A 15,986-nucleotide genomic window follows, 5' to 3' on the forward strand; every position below is an offset into this window, starting at 1 on the left:
GAAGGATTGTCCGTGGATCTCTACGAGTACCAGGCACGTGACCTGTTCGAAAAGTACGAGGTGCCGGTACTCGCCGGCATCATCGCCGACACCCCTGAGGAGGCGAAGGCGGCTGCCGAGAAGCTCGGCGGTGTGGTCGTCGTCAAGGCTCAGGTCAAGACCGGAGGCCGCGGCAAGGCCGGCGGCGTGAAGGTCGCCAAGAACCCCGAAGAGGCATTCGAGGCGGCCCAGGCCATCCTCGGCCTCGACATCAAGGGCCACGTCGTCAAGCGCGTCATGGTCGCAGCGGGCGCCCGCATCGCCAAGGAGTTCTACTTCTCGGTGCTGCTCGACCGCTCCAACCGCTCCTACCTGTCGCTCTCGAGCGTCGAGGGTGGAATGGAGATCGAAGAGCTCGCCGTCGAGCGTCCCGAGGCGCTCGCGCGCATCGAGGTCGACCCGATCGAGGGCATCACGCCCGAGAAGGCGCTCGAGATCGCGAAGGCTGCGAAGTTCGACGACGAGCTGGCCCCCAAGGTGGCCGACGTGTTCGTCAAGCTCTTCAACGTCTACAAGGGCGAGGACGCCACGCTCGTCGAGGTGAACCCCCTCATCCAGAGCGAAGACGGCGACATCATCGCCCTCGACGGCAAGGTCTCGCTCGACGAGAACGCCGGCTTCCGCCACCCCGACCACGAGGCGCTGGAAGACAAGGACGCGGCCGATCCGCTCGAGGCCAAGGCCAAGCAGCACGACCTCAACTACGTCAAGCTCGACGGTCAGGTCGGCATCATCGGCAACGGCGCGGGCCTGGTCATGTCGACCCTCGACGTCGTCGCCTACGCCGGCGAGAACCACGGCGGCGTCAAGCCCGCCAACTTCCTCGACATCGGTGGCGGCGCCTCGGCGACCGTCATGGCCGCCGGCCTCGACGTCATCCTCGGCGACGAGCAGGTCAAGAGCGTGTTCGTCAACGTCTTCGGCGGCATCACGTCGTGCGTCGCCGTGGCCGAGGGCATCGTCAAGGCCCTCGAGATCCTGGGCGACACCGCGACCAAGCCGCTCGTCGTGCGCCTCGACGGCAACCAGGTCGAGGAAGGCCGCGAGATCCTCGCCGCCGCCAACCACCCGCTCGTCACCCTCGCCGCCGGTATGGACGAGGGCGCCGACAAGGCCGCCGAACTGGCCAACGCGTAAGGGATAGGGAAACACCAGACATGTCGATCTACCTCAACAAAGACTCCAAGGTCATCGTCCAGGGCATCACCGGCGGCGAGGGCACCAAGCACACCGCCCTCATGCTCAAGGCCGGCACCCAGGTCGTCGGCGGAGTGAACGCCCGCAAGGCCGGAACCACCGTCTCGCACAAGGACGCCGCAGGCAACGACGTCGAGCTGCCCGTCTTCGCCTCGGTCGAAGAGGCCATCCGCGAGACCGGCGCCGACGTGTCGATCGCGTTCGTGCCCCCGGCCTTCACGAAGGACGCGATGGTCGAGGCCATCGACGCCGAGATCCCGCTGCTCGTCGTGATCACCGAGGGCGTGCCCGTCGGCGACACCGCCGAGGCGTGGGCCTACGCGAAGAGCAAGGGCGAGAAGACCCGCATCATCGGGCCGAACTGCCCCGGCATCATCACGCCCGGCGAGGCGCTCGTGGGCATCACCCCCGCGAACATCACCGGCAAGGGACCCATCGGCCTCGTGTCGAAGTCGGGCACCCTGACGTACCAGATGATGTTCGAGCTGCGCGACCTCGGCTTCTCGACCGCCATCGGCATCGGTGGCGACCCGGTCATCGGCACCACGCACATCGACGCCCTCGCGGCGTTCGAGGCCGACCCCGAGACCAAGGCCATCGTCATGATCGGTGAGATCGGCGGAGACGCCGAAGAGCGCGCCGCCGCCTACATCGCCGAGCACGTCACCAAGCCCGTCGTCGGTTACGTCGCCGGCTTCACCGCTCCCGAGGGCAAGACCATGGGCCACGCCGGCGCCATCGTCTCGGGCTCGGCCGGCACGGCACAGGCGAAGAAGGAGGCCCTCGAGGCCGCCGGCGTCAAGGTCGGCAAGACGCCGTCCGAGACCGCTTCGCTGATGCGCGAGATCATCGAGAGCCTGTAAGCAGCACTCTCTCGAGGGCCCGGATGCCATGGCATCCGGGCCCTTTCGCGTGTCCGGCGGCTGGCGTGGGGCGGGGCGCGGCGAGGCGTCGGAGTATGCACCCCGCGAGACCGCACGAGATTGCCGAGACCGCATCGGATTGGCGCCGAACGGGTGCGTCCTCGGCAAACGCGTGCGGTTTCGATGCCGCGGATACGTCCGACGGCGCAGCGGCGACGAAAAAGGGGCCCGGATGCCGTGGCATCCGGGCCCCTCACGAGCGCGGGGCTCAGCCCAGAAGCGCCTCGACCGGGCCGCGGGCGAAGAAGACGACGAAGCCGGCGGCGACGATCCACAGCAGCGGGCTCACCCGGCGGGCGCGGCCCGACAGGGCCTGGATGAGCACCCAGCTGACGAAGCCCGCGCCGATGCCGTTCGCGATCGAGTACGTCAGGGGCATGACGGTCACGGTGAGGAAGACCGGGATGAGCACCGACATGTCGCTGAGGTCGACGTGGCGGATCTGCCCCATCATGAGTGCGCCGACGATGACCAGGGCCGCGGCCGCGATTTCGGTGGGCACGATGCTCGTCAGCGGCGTGAAGAACATCGCGAGCAGGAACAGTCCGCCGGTGACGACGTTGGCCAGGCCCGTGCGCGCGCCCTCGCCGATGCCCGATCCCGACTCGATGAAGACGGTGTTCGACGACGACGAGGTGGCGCCGCCGGCGACGGCACCGATGCCCTCGATGACCAGCGCCGAACGCAGGCGCGGGAACGTGCCGTCGGGGGCCGCGAGACCCGCCTCGCGCGACAGGCCGGTCATCGTGCCCATGGCGTCGAAGAAGTTCGTGAACACGAGGGTGAAGACCAGCATGAGGGCGGCGAGCACGCCGATGCGGCCGAAGGATCCGACGAGGTCGACCTGACCGACGAGCGCGAGGTCGGGAAGGCTCACCCACTGCGCGGGGAGCGTCGGAACGCTCAGACCCCAGCCGCCGGGGTTGCCGTCGGCGCGCGCGCCGAGACCGAAGACGGCCTCGACGATCACGGCGATGACCGTGCCCGAGAGCAGACCGATCAGCAGCGCGGCTTTGACCTTGCGCACGAGCAGCACGGCGGTGATGACGAGGGTCAGCACGAACAGGGCGGTGGGGACCGTGGTGATCGAGCCGCCGACACCGAGGCCCACCGGGGGCGAGCTCAGGCCGGTCGAGGTGACCAGGCCGCTGTCGACGAAGCCGATGAACGCGATGAACAGGCCGATGCCGACGGTGATCGCGGTCTTGAGCGCGAGGGGAACCGCCTCGAAGATCATGCGGCGGAGTCCGGTGACGGCCAGCAGCACGATGATCAGGCCGTTGATGACGACGAGGCCCATGGCCTCGGGCCAGGTGACCTGACCGACGATGCCGACGGCCAGGAACGAGTTGATGCCCAGACCCGCCGCGAACGCGAACGGCAGGCGCGTGACGAGGCCGAACAGCATCGTCATGACACCGGCTGTGAGGGCGGTGACCGCGGCGACCTGCGGGAAGCCCAGGGCGTTGCCGGCGACGTCGGGGGTTCCCGACAGGATGATCGGGTTCAGGATGACGATGTACGCCATCGTGACGAAGGTGACCACGCCTCCGCGGATCTCGGTGCCGACGGTCGAGCCGCGGGCGGTGATCTCGAAGAACCGGTCGAGGCGGTTCTTCGGTGCGGTGGCAGCAGTGGTCTCGGGAGCGGAATCGCTCATGAAGGCTCCAGAAAAAAGGGGGAGGGACTGGACCGGAGGGGAAGACGCCGACGTATCGTGTGAGCTATGTCACTCTCAGGAGAGTATCTACCCAGCACCAGCGAATGGGCCCGCCAGCAGGCCGAGACGTTCGAGGCCTCGGGAGGCCAGGAGTCCGCCGACATGCGGGGCGTACCCATCATCGTCCTCACCACCGTCGGCGCCAAAACCGGGGGTCTGCGCAAGACCGCCCTCATGCGCGTCGAGCACGACGGCAAGTACGCGGTCGTGGCATCCAAGGGTGGGGCCCCGGAACACCCCGCGTGGTTCTACAACCTCGTGAAGAACCCCCGCGTCGCCCTGCAGGACGGCGGCGTGAAGAAGGAGTACGACGCGCACCAGGCCGAGGGGGCCGAGCGCGACGAGTGGTGGGGCTACGCGACCGAGGTCTGGCCCGACTACGACGAGTACCAGAAGAAGACTGAGCGGCGCATCGAGCTGTTCGTGCTCACGCCGGTCGACTGACGCCCGCTCGGGTGGCCCCCGCCGCGGTCGCGCCTGCGCGGCTGCCCCGGGGGCGTTGAGTGTCCAGAACACGCCGCTGCCTTCGCGGTGGATGCGGCGTGTTCTGGACACTCGAGGGATGCTCGCGGCCGCCTCGGACGCCGAGGGGCGGTCGCGCCCTGCGTCGCCGCTCGAGAGGGCTCGCGCGTGCGCGGCTGCCCGGCCTCGCGCCGCCGCCCCAGAGTGTTGAGTGTCCAAGACACGCCGCTGCGCCCCGAGGGGATGCGGCGTGTCTTGGACACTCAACGGGGGGAGGAGAGGGGGAGGGGCGACGGATGCCGGGGAGCCAAACCTCACATGAACACCGCCGCCGCGTGAGAGAAACGTTCGCCGGGGGTAACGCCCGCGCGACGGCGGGGGAAACGTCCGCTGCTTAGCGTCGGGGCATGGCCCGCTCACACACCGCAACCGGCGCGAAACACGCCGCTGACCGCCGCGCAAAGTCCGCCGCGTACGGTGACGACATGCTCCACCCCGCGACATCCGGTTCGGTCGTCGTCGTGGGGGCCGGCATGGTGGCGCACCGCTTCGTCGAGAGTCTCACCCGGCGCGACACCGACGGACGCTGGTCGGTCACCGTCCTCGGCGACGAGGCCCGCGGGCCCTACGATCGCGTGGGGTTGACCGGGTACTTCACCGGCAAGAGCCCCGAGCAGCTCTCGCTCGACCCCGCGGTGCTCGAGCACGAGCGGGTGCGGGTCCACACCGACGCCCGTGTCACCGCCATCGACCGTGCGAAGCGCACCGTCACCACCGCGGGCGGGTCGACCTACGACTACGACCGTCTCGTGCTCGCCACCGGCTCGTACGCCGCCCGCCTCGCGCTCGACGGCTTCGACCACCGTGGCTGCTTCGTCTACCGCACGCTCGACGACGTCGTCGCGATGCGCGACTGGGTCGCGCGGCGTTCGGCGCAGCTCGGCCGTCCCCTGCGCGGCGCCGTCGTCGGCGGCGGCCTTCTCGGCCTCGAGGCCGCCGGTGCCCTGCAGGCCGAGGGCGTCGCGCCGTTCGTGCTGCAGTCGAACGAGCGCCTCATGTCGGCCCAGCTCGACCTGGGCGGCGCGAAGGCGTTGCAGCGACTCATCGAATCCCGCGGCATCGAGGTGCGCACGAGCTCGGTGACGACCCGGGTGGATGCCGATGCCTCCGGCGCCGTGTGCGGCGTGGAGCTGCGCGACGGCACGTGGGAGGCCGTCGACATCGTCGTGTTCACGGTCGGCGTGCGCCCGCGTGACGAACTCGCCCGCGTCGCGGAACTGCGGGTCGATGCCCGGGGCGGCGTCGTGATCGATGCGGGCTGCGACACCTCCGACCCCTCGATCCTGGCGATCGGCGAGGTCGCCAGCTTCGACGGCCAGTGCATCGGCCTCGTCGCCCCGGGTTACGCCATGGCCGAGGTCGCCGCGACCCGCCTGCTCGGCGGCGAGGCCCAGTTCGACGGCTTCGACACCTCGGCCAAGCTCAAGCTCTCGGGTGTCGAGGTCGCCAGCTTCGGCGACGCGTTCGCCGAGACGCCGAACGCCCTCGACGTCACCTACGCCGACCCGGTGTCGGGCGTGTACAAGAAGCTCGTGCTGAGCGACGACGCGCAGACGCTGCTCGGCGGCATCCTGGTCGGCGACGCCTCGGCGTACACGTCGCTGCGTCCGCTGGTCGGTCGCGCTCTGGGCGGCGATCCGGCCGCGTACCTCATGCCGTCGGATCTCGCGCCCGCCCCGCAGGGCGACCTGCCCGTCGACGCCATCGTCTGCTCGTGCAACGGCGTCACCGCCGGCACCGTGCGCGACGCCGTCACCGAGCACGACTGCGCGGATGCCGCCGAGGTCAAGGCCTGCACGAGGGCGGGGGCGGCGTGCGGCTCGTGCTTCACGCTCGTGAAGAAGCTCGTGGCGACCGAGCTGGCGGCATCCGGAAAGGAAGTGTCGAACGGCCTGTGCGAGCACTTCTCGTTCACCCGCGCGCAGCTCTTCGACGCCGTGCGGGTGTCGGAGCTGCGCACCTTCACCTCGATCGTCGAGCGCTTCGGCACCGGCCGCGGCTGCGACATCTGCAAGCCGGCGCTGGCGAGCATCCTGGCGAGTCTGTACTCCGGTCACGTGCTCGACGGCGAGCTCGCGACCATGCAGGACACCAACGACCACGTGATGGCGAACATCCAGCGCGACGGCAGCTACAGCGTCGTCCCGCGCATCGCGGGCGGCGAGATCACTCCAGAGGGACTCGTGGTGATCGGCGAGGTCGCCCGCGACTTCGGGCTGTACACGAAGATCACCGGTGGCCAGCGCATCGACATGTTCGGCGCCCGCCTCGATCAGCTGCCCGACATCTGGCGCCGCCTGGTCGACGCGGGCTTCGAGTCGGGGCAGGCCTACGGCAAGTCGCTGCGCACGGTGAAGTCGTGCGTCGGACAGACGTGGTGCCGCTACGGCGTGCAGGACTCGGTGGGCATGGCCGTGCAGCTCGAGTTGCGCTACCGCGGCCTGCGCTCGCCGCACAAGATCAAGTTCGGCGTCTCGGGCTGCGCGCGCGAGTGCGCCGAGGCCCGCGGCAAGGACGTCGGGATCATCGCCACCGAGGCCGGCTGGAACATGTACGTCGGCGGCAACGGAGGCTTCACCCCGCGGCACGCGGTGCTGTTCGCCGAGGGACTCGACGACGACGCTCTACTGCAGGCCATCGACCGGTTCCTCATGTTCTACATCCGCACGGCCGACCGGCTGCAGCGCACCGCGCCGTGGATGGAGGACTACGAGGGGGGCCTCGACGCGCTGAAGGGCGTCGTGTTCGACGACACGCTCGGCATCGGTGAAGACCTCGACCGCGCCATGGCCGCGCACATCGACAACTACGAGGACGAGTGGGCGGCGACCCTCGCCGACCCCGAGAGGCTCAAGCGGTTCCAGAGCTTCGTCAACGCCCCCGAGGTCGCCGACCCCTCGCTCGCGTACGTCGCGGAGCGCGGACAGCCCCGCCCCGCCACCGACGAGGAGCGCTCGTCGGGGGCGGTCTTCATCGGCGGGACGACGCTGGCGGTGCGCGCATGACGATCGTCGAGACCGCGGAAACGGATGCCATGACCCCGGATGCCGAGACCCCCGCCGCTGCGCCGCCCACCACTGCGCTGTCCACCACTCCGGCGCCCGCGCCCGGCTGGACGCGCATCTGCCGCGTCGACGATCTGCTCGTCGAGCGCGGTGTCGCCGCCCTCGTCGACGGCCACCAGATCGCGCTGTTCCGCACCTTCGACGGCCGCATCTACGCCACCGACCAGATCGATCCGTTCAGCGGTGCGGCCGTGTTGGCGCGCGGCATCGTCGGCGACCGCGCGGGGGTTCCCACCGTGGCCTCGCCGATGTACAAGCAGGTGTTCGACCTGCGCACCGGCGCCTGCCTCGACACGCAGGGCAAAGCCCCGCTGACCGTGCGCGTGCACCCCGTCGCCGTCAGCGACGGCGACGTGCTCGTCAGAATCGTCCCCGCCGTCCCCGCCGCAGAAGGAGATCCCCGATGATCGCTCTCGCAGGACTCGACCTCACCGACCGTCTCGTGGTGTGCGTGGGGGCGGGGAGCGTCGCGGAACGGCGCATCGCCCGGCTCCGCGCCGCCGGAGCGCGGGTGCGGCTCGTCGCCCCGGTCGCCACCGAGCGGTTGAGCGCCCTCGCGGCGTCGGGTGCGATCGAGTGGCACGCGCGCCCCTTCGCGGCCTCCGACCTCGACGACGCCTGGTTCTGCCACACCGCCACCGGCGACGCGGCCATCGACGCCGTCGTCGTCGACGCCGCCGAAGAGCGACGCGTGTGGTGCGTCAACGCCGGGCACGGGGGCCGGGGCACCGCGCGCCTGGCGGCCGAGACCACCAGCGGCGACGTGATGGTCGGCGTGGTCTCGACCGCCGGCGCCGACCCGCGTCGCACCGTCGCCGTCCGCGACGCGATCGCCCAGCGCCTCGCCGAGGGCGCCCTTCCGCTCCGCCGTCGACGTCGCCCGCTCGTGGGGAGCGTGGCGCTCGTCGGCGGCGGCCCCGGCCCCATCGACCTGATGACGGTGCGCGCCCGTGCGCTGCTGGCCGAAGCCGACGTCGTCGTGCACGACCGGCTCGGGCCCACCGGCGTGCTCGCCGAGCTCGGCGACGACGTCGAGCTGGTCGACGTGGGCAAGCGCCCGCAGCATCACCCCGTGCCGCAGGACGAGATCAACGCGATCATCGTCGACCGCGCGGCGAAGGGCCTGCGGGTCGTGCGGCTCAAGGGCGGCGACCCGTTCGTCTACGGTCGCGGCGGCGAAGAGGTCATCGCGTGCCGGGCCGCCGGCATTCCGGTCGAGGTCGTTCCGGGCATCTCCAGTGCCGTCGCTGTTCCCGCGGCGGCGGGGGTCCCCGTGACGCATCGCGGTGTGGCCGGTACGCTTCACGTCGTGAACGGTCAGGATGCCCCGAGCGAGGCCACCCTCGCCGCGCTCCGTGACGACACCGCGACGGTCGTCGCCCTCATGGGTGTGAGCGCGCTGGCGCGCTTCGTGTCGGCGGCCCGCGCCGCCGGTGCTCCCGAGACCCGCCCCGTCGCCTTCGTCGAGAACGGCCACACGCCCCAGCAGCGCACCATCCGCACGACCCTCGGCACCGCGATCCAGGATGCCGAGACCCACCGCCTCGCCAACCCCGCGGTGCTCGTGTTCGGCGAGGTCGCCCGCGCCGACCTGCTGCTGCCGGCGGCGGCGGTGCCCGTCGCCGCGGCGCACGGCGAGGGCATCGGGTGACGACACCCGCGCGGACGATCAGCACGGTGCTCCAGGGGTGCACGGTGCTGCTTCCCGTCGACCGTCGGTCGGGGGAGCTGTCGGCCGCGCTCGAACGGCACGGGGCACGCGTGCGCGTGGCCCCGGCGCTCACGATCGTGCCGCACGTCGACGACGACGAGCTCATCGCCCAGACGCGACAGCTGGTCGCCGACCCGCCCGACGTGGTCGTCGCCACCACGGGCGTGGGCTTCCGCGCCTGGATGGAGACCGCCGACGAGGCGGGCGTGCACGACGAGCTGGCCACGGTGCTGCACCGCGCCCGCATCGTGGCGCGCGGACCCAAGGCCCGCGGCGCCATCCAGCAGGCCGGATTCGAGGCCGACTGGGTCGCCGAGAGCGAGACGGCGGCCGAACTGCGCGACTTCCTCGTCGCCGAAGGCCTCGACGGGCTGCACATCGCCGTGCAGCACCACGGCTCCGGCGCCGACGGCCTCGACGAAGCGTTCGAGGCGGCCGGTGCCCGCGTCATGAGCCTCACCATCTACCGCTGGGGCCCACCCCCCGACCCCGAGGTCGTCGCGGCATCGACCCGCCAGGTCGCGCGCGGCGAGATCGACGCCGTGCTCTTCACCTCGGCTCCCGCGGCACGCGAGTGGCTGCTCGCCGCCGAGCGTGCCGAGGCGCTCGAGGGAGTGGCATCCCGGGCCCGCAACGGCCACGTGCTGGTGGCGGCCGTCGGACCCATCACCGCCGCCCCGCTGATCGAGGCGGGGATCGACCCCCTCGTGCCCGACCGCGGACGTCTGGGCGCCCTCGTGCGCGCCGTCGTCACGCACTACGGCGGCGTCGACGCGCGGGTCATCCCCACGACGTCGGGGCAGCTCGGCATCCGCTCGTCGGGGATCGTGGTCGACGGGGTCCTGACCCCGCTTCCGCGCACCGGCGTCGAGATCTTCCGGGCCCTGGCCCGCGTGCCGGGCGCCGTGGTGTCGCGGGCCGACCTCGTCGCCGCGCTCTCGAGCGCCGAATCCAGCGGGCACGCGGTCGAAGTCGCCGTCGCTCGCACGCGCGACGCGCTCGGCGACCTCGACCTGATCCGCACCGTCTACAAGCGCGGCTACCGCATCGACGTGATCGACGAGGAGGATCGATGACCGCCGTTCTCATCGCCTGCGCCCACGGCACCCGCTTCGACGAGGGCCGCGTCGTCGTGCGCGCCCTGCTCGACGTGCTGCGCGAGACCGCCCCCGAGGGCGTCGAGGTGCACGAGGCCTACGTCGACGTGCACGCGCCCTACGTCACCGACGTCGTCGCCGCCGCGCGCGAGCGCACCTCCGACATCGTCATCGTGCCGCTGCTGCTGTCGACCGGGTACCACACCGAGGTCGACCTCGTCGACGCCGCCGACGGCCTGCCCATCGCCCCCGCGCTCGGTCCGCACCCGGTGCTGGCCGAGATCCTCGTCGACCGCGTGCGCGCCACCGGAGCGGGCGTCGACGACACCGTCGTGCTGGCCGCGGCCGGCTCCACGCGCCCCGGGGCGGTCGTCGACGTGGAGCGCATGGCCGAGCTGTTGACGGAGGCCGGTATCGCCGGGCCCGTCGTGACCGCGTACGCCGCGGCATCCGAACCCCGCATCCCGGATGCCGTGCACACGGCGCGCGCCGCCGGACGGCCGACGGTGGCGGCGAGCTACGTGCTCGCGCCGGGACACTTCTCGCGCGTGATCGAGAAGGCCGGCGCCGACCTGACGAGCGCACCCATCGGAGCGGATCCGCGGCTGGCGCGGGTCGTGTGGGAGCGGTGGGCGTCGGCGCGTGCGGCGCGCGCGGGGGAGACGCTCGCCCACGGGTGACGGCGCGGGAGGCACGCCGGTCGTGCCGTCGGTGAGCGTGTACGGGACGCCGCCGCGCCGCGGTTCCGGACTGCGTGCGGACGGTCGCCCGCGGAGGCGTCGACGCGCAACGACGCCGCGCGGAGTGCGCCCTCGCCGCCGCGCCTGAAAGGTGCGCCGAGCCGACGCGGGTACGCTCACAATCGCCCATGCATCGCCTTCTCGTCGCCCTCCTGGCCGCTCTCGACGCCATCCTGGCCGCCGCGGGCGGTATCGCCGTGGTCCTCGCCCCCCTCGCGCTGCTGTGGGTGGTCGGCGTGGGAAGCCCCGACTGGGGAGCCCTGTGGCCCACGACCGCCGCGGTCTGGCACCTCGGCCATCTCGTGCCGATCACGGTGACGCTGCCCGACACCTACCTCGCCGCCACCGGCATCGATCCCTCGTTCGCGAGCTTCACCCTGTCGCTCGCGCCCCTGGCGTTCGCCGCGTTCACGGCCCTGTTCGCCGCCCGCTCGGGCGCCCGCGCGGGAGAGGCCGGCGCCGCGCTCACCGGTTGGCTCTCGGGCTCCGTCGTCTTCGCCGGAATCGCGACCCTCGTCGCCCTGACCGGAAACGCCGCGCTCGTGGCATCCGAGACCTGGCTGGCCATCCTGCTGCCGTCGCTGCTGTTCCTGGTGCCGTCGTTCGTCGGCGCGATCGTCGGAGCGTGGCGGGTCGGCGACGACGGACCCATCGACGCCCTGCGGGAACGGGTCGAGCGCTTGCCCGGCGCCTGGGCGACGGTGCCCGCGCTGGCGCTGCGCGGTCTCGCACTCACGACGCTGGGCCTCGTGGGAGTCGGCGGGATCGTCGTGGTGGTGGGGCTCATCGCCCGCTCGACGCAGGTGATCGGCATCTACCAGGCCAGCAACGCGGATGCCATCGGCGCCACCGTCATCGCCCTCGGCCAGCTCATGTACCTGCCGACCCTGGTGCTGTGGGCGGTGTCGTTCGTCGCCGGCCCCGGGTTCGCGCTGGGCACCGACACCGCCATCACCCCGGCCGCCACGCAGGTCGGTGCGCTCCCCGGCATCCCCGTGCTCGGCGCGGTGCCGGACTCGACCTCGTCGTGGCTGCTGCTGCTCGTGCTACTGCCGATCGGCGTCGGAGCCCTCACCGGCTGGATCCTGCGCTCCCGGATGCCGGTGACCACCGACCCCGAACCGATCGGCCCCCGGCTGACGCTCACGGTCGTCGTCGCCGCGCTCACGGGTGGTGCGGGCGCGCTCGCCGCGATCGTCTCGGCCGGTTCGCTCGGACCCGGTCGCCTCGCCGACACGGGCCCGCAGCCCGGACCCCTCGCCCTCGCCCTCGGTCTCGAGGTGCTGCTGGGGCTCGCCATCCTGCTGCTGAGCCCCCGCTTCGGTGCCGCCGCCGACGACCTTCCCCCGCGCGTCCGAGACGAGCGCGACGAGACTCCGGAATCGTCGTTCTCGCCCCGCGCCCACGTTCCCTTCGACCGTGACGAGCACGCGACCGGCCCCGCGCCCCTCGTGTCGGCGCCCGGAACCGGCATCGCCTCCGACGTCTGGCCCAGCGCGTACCGCGGCCCCGAAGACGCCGATCACGCACCGTCGACCGCGCTCGACGACGACGAGGTACGCGCGCGCATCCGCGCCGCCTGGGCGAATCCCGACGACGGCGACAAGGGTCCCGCGGGTCGACGCTGACGGGAGCGTCCGATGCCGGTCGCCCCGCGTCGCCCGCCCCGCGGCTCCACGGGCTCCGACGCACCTGCGTAGACTGAGCGCGTGCTCACGGTCGCCGTCCTCATCTCCGGCACCGGCTCCAACCTCCGCGCCCTGCTCGAGGCGGCTGCCGCCCCCGACTTCCCGGCGCGCGTGGTCGCGGTCGGCGCTGATCGCGAGGCCGACGGCTTCGCGCACGCCGAGCACTTCGGCATCCCCACCTTCCTGGTCCCCTACAGCGCCTTCGCCTCCCGCGAGCAGTGGGGCGCCGAACTCGGCGCACAGCTCGCCGTCTGGCAGCCCGACCTCGTCGTGCTGAGCGGCATGATGCGGCTCCTGCCGGCCGACCTCGTCGCCGAGTGGGAACCCCGCATCATCAACACGCACCCCGCGTACCTGCCCGAGTTCCCCGGCGCGCACGGTGTGCGCGACGCGCTGGCCGCGGGCGTGACGCAGACCGGAGCCAGCGTCATCGTCGTCGACTCCGGCGTCGACACCGGGCCGATCCTCGCCCAGGAGCGCATCCCCGTGCTGGCCGGCGACGACGAAGACGCCCTGCACGAACGCATCAAGCCCGTCGAACGACGTCTGCTCATCGACGTCGTCCGTCGCATCGCCGAGGGCGACCTCGACCTCGCCGCCCCGGCATCCCGAACCGCCTGACCCGCCCGCCGGGCCCCGGCCCGTCGTGCACCCGAATCCGACTCGAGACACAGGAGCCGAAAGCCATGGCCGGACCCCGCCACGACCCCGCCGACTACCGCCCCCGCGACGTCGTCCCCATCCGCCGGGCGCTGGTCTCGGTGAGCGACAAGACCCACCTGCTGGTGCTGGCCGAAGCCCTCGCCGCCGCCGGCGTCGAGATCGTCTCGACCGGGTCGACCGCCTCGACCATCCGCGACGCCGGCTACGACGTCGTCGACGTCGCCGCCGTCACCGGCTTCCCCGAGTCGCTCGACGGTCGCGTGAAGACGCTGCACCCCAAGGTGCACGCCGGACTGCTCGCCGATCTGCGTCTGGCCTCGCACGAGGCGCAGTTGGAGGAGCTCGACATCCGCCCGTTCGAGCTGGTCGTGGTCAACCTGTACCCGTTCGTCGAGACCGTGGCATCCGGTGCCGAGGGCGACGACGTCGTGGAGCAGATCGACATCGGCGGTCCCGCCATGGTGCGCGCCGCGGCCAAGAACCACGCCAACGTCGCCATCGTCGTCTCGCCCGAGTCGTACCCCGCGATCATCGACGCCCTGCAGTCCCAGGGCGGCACCAACCTCGTGCAGCGCCGCGAGCTCGCCGCCCGCGCGTTCTCGCACACCGCCGCATACGACACCGCCGTGTCGACCTGGTTCGCCGAGGGCACCCTCGCCGACGACATCGACCTGCCCGCGCACCTGACCATCCAGGCCGAGCGCCTGTCGACGCTGCGGTACGGCGAGAACTCGCACCAGCGCGCCGCGATCTACTCGCGCGTCGGTGGCCACGGCATCGCCCAGGCCACGCAGCTGCAGGGCAAAGAGATGTCGTACAACAACTACGTCGACGCCGATGCGGCCCTGCGCGCCGCCTTCGACATGGTGAAGCCGGCCGTCGCGATCATCAAGCACGCCAACCCGTGCGGGATCGCCGTCGCCGCGCCCAACGCCCTCGACCCCATCGCCTCGGCACACCTGCGCGCCCACGAGTGCGACCCGGTCTCGGCCTTCGGCGGCGTCATCGCCGCGAACCGCACGGTCACGCTGAAGATGGCCGAGAACCTGCGCGACATCTTCACCGAGGTCATCATCGCCCCCGACTTCGAACCCGAAGCGCTCGAGGTGTTCAAGCTCAAGAAGAACCTGCGCGTGCTGAGCCTGCCCGCCGACTGGCAGCAGGAGCGCATGGACGTGCGGCTCGTGTCGGGCGGCCTGCTGCTGCAGGATGCCGACCGCTTCCCCGACGACATCGAATCGGTCGCGAAGAACTGGGAGCTCGTCTCGGGCGAGCGTCCCGCCGAGGCCGACATGGAGAGCCTGATCTTCGCGTGGAAGTCCTGCCGCGCCGTCAAGTCGAACGCGATCGTGCTCGCCCAGGGTTCGGCCACCGTCGGGATCGGCATGGGCCAGGTCAACCGCGTCGACTCGTGCCGCCTCGCCGTCGAGCGCGCCGGTGACCGGGCAGCCGGCTCCATCGCGGCATCCGACGCCTTCTTCCCCTTCGCCGACGGCCCGCAGGTGCTGATCGACGCCGGCATCTCGGCGATCATCCAGCCCGGTGGCTCGGTGCGCGATGCCGAGGTCGTCGACGCCGCCCGCGCGGCCGGCGTGACGATGTTCTTCACGGGGGAGCGTCACTTCTTCCACTGAGCCCTCGCCTCACGGTCGACGCCGTCGCAGCTTCGGTTGCGGCGGCGTTGTGGTGTGTGTGGGCGGTGGGGCGGCGGCGCGGGCGGGGTGCGGGCGCCGACACGGCGGCGCGGCGCGGGCGGCGCGGCGTGGGCGCGGCGTGGGTGTGGAGCGGCGGGTAGGCGCCCCCGACGCATAAACGCTATTCGTGCGCATAAGCGCGTTGTCGCCGCGTTTATCCGCGGGAACAGCGTTTATGCGCGGGGCCGGTGTGGTGCGGGATGCGTGCCGGGCGCGGCGCGGTCGCGCGCTCGGGCCGCGGGGTGAGCGCGGGCTGAGGCATAAACGCTGATTCTGCGCATAAACGCGCTGTGGCGGCGTTTATGCGGAGGAAGAGCGTTTATGCGCGCGGCCGGGCTGACGCAGATGCGCGCGGCAGATGCGGGCGGCGGGCGCGCGTCAGGCGCTCATCGCGATGAGCTTCGCGACGGTGTTGGCGTTGCGTGCGGTGCCGGTGACGCCGAGGCGCTTCTCGAACCAGCCCGCTTGCAGCTTCGACCCGCCGATGCCCTCGGGGTAGCGCACGAAGACCTCGCGGCCGTCGAGCACCGCCTCCTCGGGCACGCCGTCTGGCAGCTCGAGCCGGGCGGCGGGTCTCGCGTCGAGGAACACCGTCTGCACCCAGCGGCCCTCCGGGGCATGGGCGTAGGGGTTGCGGGCGCGGCTGGCGGCCAGCTCGGCGTGCGTGCGCACGATGACCGGCAGATCGAATCCGAACGCCCCGCGCACCGCCTCACGCACCACCGAGGCGATGTCGCCGGGGGAGCGTCCGGCGTCGTCGACCACGACGTTCCCCGCGACCTGCAGCGTCTCGACCCCACCGAGACCCGCGGATGCCAACACCTCGCGCAGCGCGGCCATCTTCAGCGCCGTGGGACCGCCGACACCGCGGATGAGGGCGACGCTGCGGGACATGCAGCGACCCTAGCGCGACGCGCGTGAGCTCAT

At 71.9% G+C, this 15,986-nt stretch carries 13 protein-coding genes; 11 read left to right on the forward strand and 2 right to left on the reverse strand.

What is annotated here, in order from left to right; genetic code table 11:
* Nucleotides 1-12 precede the first annotated feature (12 nt).
* Together sucC and sucD are read left to right on the forward strand one after the other, a co-directional pair.
* Nucleotides 13-1,176, forward strand: a complete 1,164-nt coding sequence (gene sucC, locus IFR11_RS08375) for an ADP-forming succinate--CoA ligase subunit beta (protein ID WP_055834177.1) — start codon at nucleotides 13-15, stop codon at nucleotides 1,174-1,176.
* A gap of 20 nt (nucleotides 1,177-1,196) precedes the next feature.
* Nucleotides 1,197-2,099, forward strand: coding sequence for a succinate--CoA ligase subunit alpha (gene sucD, locus IFR11_RS08380; protein WP_055834180.1), 903 nt, complete (start codon nucleotides 1,197-1,199; stop codon nucleotides 2,097-2,099).
* A 268-nt stretch (nucleotides 2,100-2,367) separates the two neighbouring features.
* Here the strand turns inward: sucD and IFR11_RS08385 are convergent, their stop codons facing one another.
* On the reverse strand, nucleotides 2,368-3,819 hold the full coding sequence (locus IFR11_RS08385; protein ID WP_055834182.1) for an NCS2 family permease: 1,452 nt from the start codon (nucleotides 3,817-3,819) through the stop codon (nucleotides 2,368-2,370).
* A gap of 66 nt (nucleotides 3,820-3,885) precedes the next feature.
* Between IFR11_RS08385 and IFR11_RS08390 the strand changes: the two genes are divergently transcribed.
* From IFR11_RS08390 to purH, 9 genes are all read left to right on the forward strand, one after another.
* On the forward strand, nucleotides 3,886-4,323 hold the full coding sequence (locus IFR11_RS08390) for a nitroreductase family deazaflavin-dependent oxidoreductase (protein WP_191915834.1): 438 nt from the start codon (nucleotides 3,886-3,888) through the stop codon (nucleotides 4,321-4,323).
* Nucleotides 4,324-4,826: 503 nt separating this feature from the next.
* On the forward strand, nucleotides 4,827-7,406 hold the full coding sequence (gene nirB / locus IFR11_RS08395) for a nitrite reductase large subunit NirB (protein ID WP_191915835.1): 2,580 nt from the start codon (nucleotides 4,827-4,829) through the stop codon (nucleotides 7,404-7,406).
* Nucleotides 7,403-7,873: a nitrite reductase small subunit NirD gene (gene nirD / locus IFR11_RS08400; protein ID WP_191915836.1), complete on the forward strand. Its 471-nt coding sequence runs from the start codon at nucleotides 7,403-7,405 to the stop codon at nucleotides 7,871-7,873. Before nirB ends, nirD begins: the two co-directional genes overlap by 4 nt.
* On the forward strand, nucleotides 7,870-9,117 hold the full coding sequence (gene cobA / locus IFR11_RS08405; RefSeq protein WP_191915837.1) for a uroporphyrinogen-III C-methyltransferase: 1,248 nt from the start codon (nucleotides 7,870-7,872) through the stop codon (nucleotides 9,115-9,117). Before nirD ends, cobA begins: the two co-directional genes overlap by 4 nt.
* Nucleotides 9,114-10,253: a uroporphyrinogen-III synthase gene (locus IFR11_RS08410; protein ID WP_191915838.1), complete on the forward strand. Its 1,140-nt coding sequence runs from the start codon at nucleotides 9,114-9,116 to the stop codon at nucleotides 10,251-10,253. The genes cobA and IFR11_RS08410 overlap by 4 nt, the downstream gene beginning before the upstream one ends.
* On the forward strand, nucleotides 10,250-10,954 hold the full coding sequence (locus tag IFR11_RS08415) for a sirohydrochlorin chelatase (protein ID WP_055834197.1): 705 nt from the start codon (nucleotides 10,250-10,252) through the stop codon (nucleotides 10,952-10,954). Before IFR11_RS08410 ends, IFR11_RS08415 begins: the two co-directional genes overlap by 4 nt.
* Before the next feature lie 188 nt (nucleotides 10,955-11,142).
* Complete coding sequence (locus IFR11_RS08420; RefSeq protein WP_191915839.1) at nucleotides 11,143-12,642, forward strand: cell division protein PerM; 1,500 nt, start codon at nucleotides 11,143-11,145, stop codon at nucleotides 12,640-12,642.
* An 81-nt stretch (nucleotides 12,643-12,723) separates the two neighbouring features.
* On the forward strand, nucleotides 12,724-13,323 hold the full coding sequence (gene purN / locus IFR11_RS08425; protein WP_055834203.1) for a phosphoribosylglycinamide formyltransferase: 600 nt from the start codon (nucleotides 12,724-12,726) through the stop codon (nucleotides 13,321-13,323).
* A gap of 65 nt (nucleotides 13,324-13,388) precedes the next feature.
* Nucleotides 13,389-14,999 (forward strand): bifunctional phosphoribosylaminoimidazolecarboxamide formyltransferase/IMP cyclohydrolase, encoded by a 1,611-nt coding sequence (gene purH / locus IFR11_RS08430; protein ID WP_055834207.1) that lies wholly within the window; start codon nucleotides 13,389-13,391, stop codon nucleotides 14,997-14,999.
* A gap of 438 nt (nucleotides 15,000-15,437) precedes the next feature.
* On the opposite strand, the gene IFR11_RS08435 is transcribed toward purH, so the two are convergent.
* On the reverse strand, nucleotides 15,438-15,953 hold the full coding sequence (locus IFR11_RS08435; protein ID WP_055834210.1) for a DUF1697 domain-containing protein: 516 nt from the start codon (nucleotides 15,951-15,953) through the stop codon (nucleotides 15,438-15,440).
* Nucleotides 15,954-15,986: the final 33 nt, after the last annotated feature.

The organism is Microbacterium sp. CFBP 8801, from assembly GCF_014839455.1.
Taxonomy (GTDB): domain Bacteria; phylum Actinomycetota; class Actinomycetes; order Actinomycetales; family Microbacteriaceae; genus Microbacterium.

Coding starts and splice junctions, on each gene's coding strand:
- sucD (WP_055834180.1), top strand. CDS start 1,197: ATGTCGATCTACCTCAACAAAGACTCCAAGGTCATCGTCCAGGGCATC.
- IFR11_RS08385 (WP_055834182.1), bottom strand. CDS start 3,819: ATGAGCGATTCCGCTCCCGAGACCACTGCTGCCACCGCACCGAAGAAC.
- IFR11_RS08390 (WP_191915834.1), top strand. CDS start 3,886: ATGTCACTCTCAGGAGAGTATCTACCCAGCACCAGCGAATGGGCCCGC.
- nirB (WP_191915835.1), top strand. CDS start 4,827: ATGCTCCACCCCGCGACATCCGGTTCGGTCGTCGTCGTGGGGGCCGGC.
- nirD (WP_191915836.1), top strand. CDS start 7,403: ATGACGATCGTCGAGACCGCGGAAACGGATGCCATGACCCCGGATGCC.
- cobA (WP_191915837.1), top strand. CDS start 7,870: ATGATCGCTCTCGCAGGACTCGACCTCACCGACCGTCTCGTGGTGTGC.
- IFR11_RS08415 (WP_055834197.1), top strand. CDS start 10,250: ATGACCGCCGTTCTCATCGCCTGCGCCCACGGCACCCGCTTCGACGAG.
- IFR11_RS08420 (WP_191915839.1), top strand. CDS start 11,143: ATGCATCGCCTTCTCGTCGCCCTCCTGGCCGCTCTCGACGCCATCCTG.
- purH (WP_055834207.1), top strand. CDS start 13,389: ATGGCCGGACCCCGCCACGACCCCGCCGACTACCGCCCCCGCGACGTC.
- IFR11_RS08435 (WP_055834210.1), bottom strand. CDS start 15,953: ATGTCCCGCAGCGTCGCCCTCATCCGCGGTGTCGGCGGTCCCACGGCG.